Origin of the sequence: Desulfonatronospira sp., from assembly GCA_003563255.1 — a bacterium.
Taxonomy (GTDB): domain Bacteria; phylum Desulfobacterota; class Desulfovibrionia; order Desulfovibrionales; family Desulfonatronovibrionaceae; genus Desulfonatronospira.
This window is the reverse complement of record PWSL01000513.1, coordinates 1-3,418: the sequence shown is the minus strand read 5'-3', so window position 1 is coordinate 3,418 and position 3,418 is coordinate 1. Positions and strand designations below refer to the sequence as shown.

Below are 3,418 nucleotides of genomic sequence, written 5' to 3'. Positions count from 1 at the left end.
TTTTTTCCTTGCGGGAATAAGAACCCGCAAGGAAAAGGCATCAGCCGCTTGCGCGGCGGGGGGAGCACCTGAGCTTAGTGTCCAAAAATGAAACAGTCCCAGTGCCAAGTGCTGAACCCCGTCATGGCTCAAATTTTTCTTGTTTTTTGTGACAGGGTTTCAGGAGTAAGCCACTAAAGGAAGATTGACAGGTTTTAAAGATAAGTGCGGGAAGAGCCAGTCCCCGTGCCACATGCAAAGCGCTGACCAGATACATTCTGCATAACTTGAAGTTGCAATTTGCTTTGAATGGCCATATTAATCAGCTTAAGTCCAGGGAGTTTGCATATGAAACACAAGACTCAGCAAAGAAAGGCCTTGATGGAGTGTTTACATGAAGCCCGAGGGCCATTGAAACCAGCAGAAATTTTATGGTTTTCCCGGGAGAAGGTTTCTTCTCTGGGCATTGCCACGGTATACCGCAACCTCAAGCTGCTGGTAGAGGAGGGGTCTGTTGCCGAACTGCAGGTCCCGGGGCAGGGTTCATATTACGAACCAGCGGACATGGATCACCACCATCATTTTCAATGCCGCAACTGCAAGCAGCTTTTCTGCATACCAGGCTGCCCGCCGGGGATAACATCCCTGGCTCCTGAAGGTTTTAAGCTTGATGGACATGAAATCTTTCTGTACGGACGTTGTGCTGAATGTACTTAACAACTTTAGTGATCTAAAAAGGAGATTGTCATGAATGAGAGACAAGGAATCGTGACCCTGCACCAGAACCCCCTGACTCTGGTGGGTGAAGAACCGGCAATAGACAGGCAGGCCCCTGACTTTGAAGTTTTGGACAATGAATTGAACCCCTTCAGGCTTTCCAGCCTGAAGGACCGGGTGATTATAATCGCCTCTGTGCCTTCCCTGGATACACCGGTGTGCGATATGGAGGTGAGGCGTTTCAACCAGGAAGCCGCCTCACTTCATGAGGATATCAGTATTCTCACCATCAGCATGGACCTGCCCTTTGCTCAAAAACGCTGGTGCGCCGCTGCCGGAGTAGACAAGGTTCAGACACTGTCCGACCACAGGGATGTCTCCTTCGGCGTGTCTTACGGGGTACTGATAAAGGAATTGCGTCTGCTGGCCAGGGCCATGTTCGTTGTGGACCGCACAGGTATTCTGAAGTATATTGAAATCGTGCCTGAAGTGACCGGTGAGCCTGATTACAAGGCTGTACTGGAGTCAGCCTCCAGTCTATTGTAGTGCATTATTTGATGCACCTGCAAAATGACAGATATTAACTACTGCGACTGGAAATAAGACTTTTTCCAGTCGCATCTTATTTCTGGAACAGGTCGGGCAGAAACAGGGCCAGTTGCGGGAATACCGTCAGAATAGCGATACAAAGGATAATGCTCAACAGGTACGGCCAGATTCCCCGAAAAATAGTCACCACGGGCGTGTCCTTTACTATGCCCGCAACCACGTAAACATTGGCCCCAACAGGGGGAGTGATTACTCCCATGCCTACCACCAGCACGATTATGACTCCGAACCAGATGGGATCGAAACCCAGGTGAACGGCAACGGGATAAAAGATAGGAATTGTCAGCAGGATCAGGGCCAGGGCGTCAATAAAGCATCCAAGCAACAGGTATATCAGTAAAATGATAGCCAGGACCGCCACGGGATGAATTGGCAGATCCCCGGCCCAGACCGCCATGGTGGTGGGGATGTTGGTCACTGCCAGGAAACGCCCGAAAACCGTAGCCGCTGCTACCAGAAACATGATCATGGCCGAGATGCGGATGGAATCGCGCAGGGAATTTATAAATCCTGCCCAGCTAAGCTGCCTTCGAATAAGGGCTACTGCAAGAGTTGCGGCTGCGCCTATGCCACCGGCCTCGGTTGGTGTAAAATAACCCAGAAAAAGACCCCCGATTACCACAAAAAATATTACAATAACTTCCACACCGCCGCTTAAGACCGCCTTGACCTTGTCTTTCAAATCGACTTCCGGACCTGCCGGGGCCAGGTCAGGATTTCTGACGGCCCTTATCCAGGTGACCAGCATAAAAAGAGCCATAAGCAGGATGCCAGGGATGATTCCGGCCAGAAACAGCTTGGCAATGGATTCTCCTGTAGCGATGCCGTATATGATGAAAATGACGCTGGGAGGGATCATTATTCCCAGGATTGCTGAGGAGGCCACTACTGAAGTGGCCAGGGAGCGATCATACCTGTATCGCTTCATTTCAGGTACTGCCACGGCACTCATGGTGGCAGCGGTGGCCGTAGTGGAGCCGCAAATGGCCCCGAATGCCGTACTGGCGCCTATAGTAGCCAGGGCCAGCCCTGCGGGCAGCCTGCCCACTACCTTGTAGGTGGCATCGTAAATCCGGCGGCTTATTCCGGCATGGTAGGCAATATATCCCATCCATACGAACAGGGGGACTACGATGAGAGAGTAAGAGGCAAAGGTGTTGTAAATGGATGAGGATGCAATAGACATGGCTGCATCCAGAGAGATATGATAAGCATATCCTCCGACACCCACCACCAGCATGACAAATGCTACGGGCATGCCGGCCGCAATCAGGACAAAAACCAGAAAAATAGCTGCAATACCCAGTTCAAAGGGGCTCACTTCTGCCTCCTCCCCCGGAACACGTTCAGAGTATTCTTAATCATATCCAGTAGAACAATGAGGGACAGCATTATCATACCGAAGGCTACAAGATAGAAGACCGGGTACAGGGGTATATCCAGGGATGAAGTGGACAGGTTTCTTCGCTGTACGTTGGATGCGTATTGCAGAAGTCCCCAGGATATCAGGGAAATAAATACAAGAGAGATGGCATTGGTAATGACCTCCACCACCCCCTGAACCCTGGGGGGGAGGTAGTCTACAAGCAGGCTTACTGTAACATGGCCCCTGTGTACAGCACAGTAAGCCACTCCCATGGACAGGATGACAGCGCCCAGAATTTCCACCAGTTCGTAGCTGCCGGGCAAGGGTTTCCACCAGGCGCGCATGATGATATTGCCCACAATGAGCAGCATTACCAGGACCAGTGCAAGCTGAGACAACTGCGCCGTACGCATGGCCATGTAGTGCACTAACTTTTCCAGTCTGACCATATTTTGCCTTCTGAAATATTATATATCATTAAGAGCTAATGCGGGCTTTGCCCGCAACCTAATAAAGAAAAGAGCTTTTTTGACAGGATTAACCACGCCAAAGACGCGTGGCAGGCATAGATTATGAGATGGATTAAGAGAAAAGCATTTTTATCCCGCCCGGAAGGCGGGCAAAAAGGTCTGCAATCCTGTTAATCCTGTCCAAGTATCTTGTATTTTATGTCAGGGTTTCAGGAGTAAGTCACCAGGCTTTTTCCGCGACCTTGCACGGAAAAAGTGGCCCCTTCGGGGCATCATA

The 3,418-nt window shown here is 50.5% G+C and carries 4 protein-coding genes; 2 read left to right on the top strand and 2 right to left on the bottom strand.

Translation table 11 applies throughout. The annotated features are described in order from the left end of the window. Positions 1–288 precede the first annotated feature (288 nt). Both QZP87_RS14965 and tpx read left to right on the top strand, forming a co-directional pair. Positions 289–696: a transcriptional repressor gene (locus QZP87_RS14965; protein WP_363331031.1), complete on the top strand. Its 408-nt coding sequence runs from the start codon at positions 289–291 to the stop codon at positions 694–696. 30 nt (positions 697–726) lie between these two features. Beyond that, positions 727–1,242 carry a thiol peroxidase gene (gene tpx, locus QZP87_RS14960; RefSeq protein WP_291323728.1) on the top strand — a complete coding sequence of 172 codons (516 nt, stop codon included), beginning with the start codon at positions 727–729 and terminating at the stop codon, positions 1,240–1,242. 76 nt (positions 1,243–1,318) lie between these two features. Here the strand turns inward: tpx and QZP87_RS14955 are convergent, their stop codons facing one another. Then, positions 1,319–2,626: a TRAP transporter large permease gene (locus QZP87_RS14955; protein WP_291323727.1), complete on the bottom strand. Its 1,308-nt coding sequence runs from the start codon at positions 2,624–2,626 to the stop codon at positions 1,319–1,321. Then, positions 2,623–3,120 carry a TRAP transporter small permease gene (locus tag QZP87_RS14950; RefSeq protein ID WP_291323726.1) on the bottom strand — a complete coding sequence of 166 codons (498 nt, stop codon included), beginning with the start codon at positions 3,118–3,120 and terminating at the stop codon, positions 2,623–2,625. The genes QZP87_RS14955 and QZP87_RS14950 overlap by 4 nt, the downstream gene beginning before the upstream one ends. Between the last annotated feature and the right edge of the window lie 298 nt (positions 3,121–3,418).

Bases quoted from the DNA above. Each gene is read 5' to 3' on its own strand.
- QZP87_RS14965 (WP_363331031.1), top strand. From the start codon at position 289: ATGGCCATATTAATCAGCTTAAGTCCAGGGAGTTTGCATATGAAACAC.
- tpx (WP_291323728.1), top strand. From the start codon at position 727: ATGAATGAGAGACAAGGAATCGTGACCCTGCACCAGAACCCCCTGACT.
- QZP87_RS14950 (WP_291323726.1), bottom strand. From the start codon at position 3,120: ATGGTCAGACTGGAAAAGTTAGTGCACTACATGGCCATGCGTACGGCG.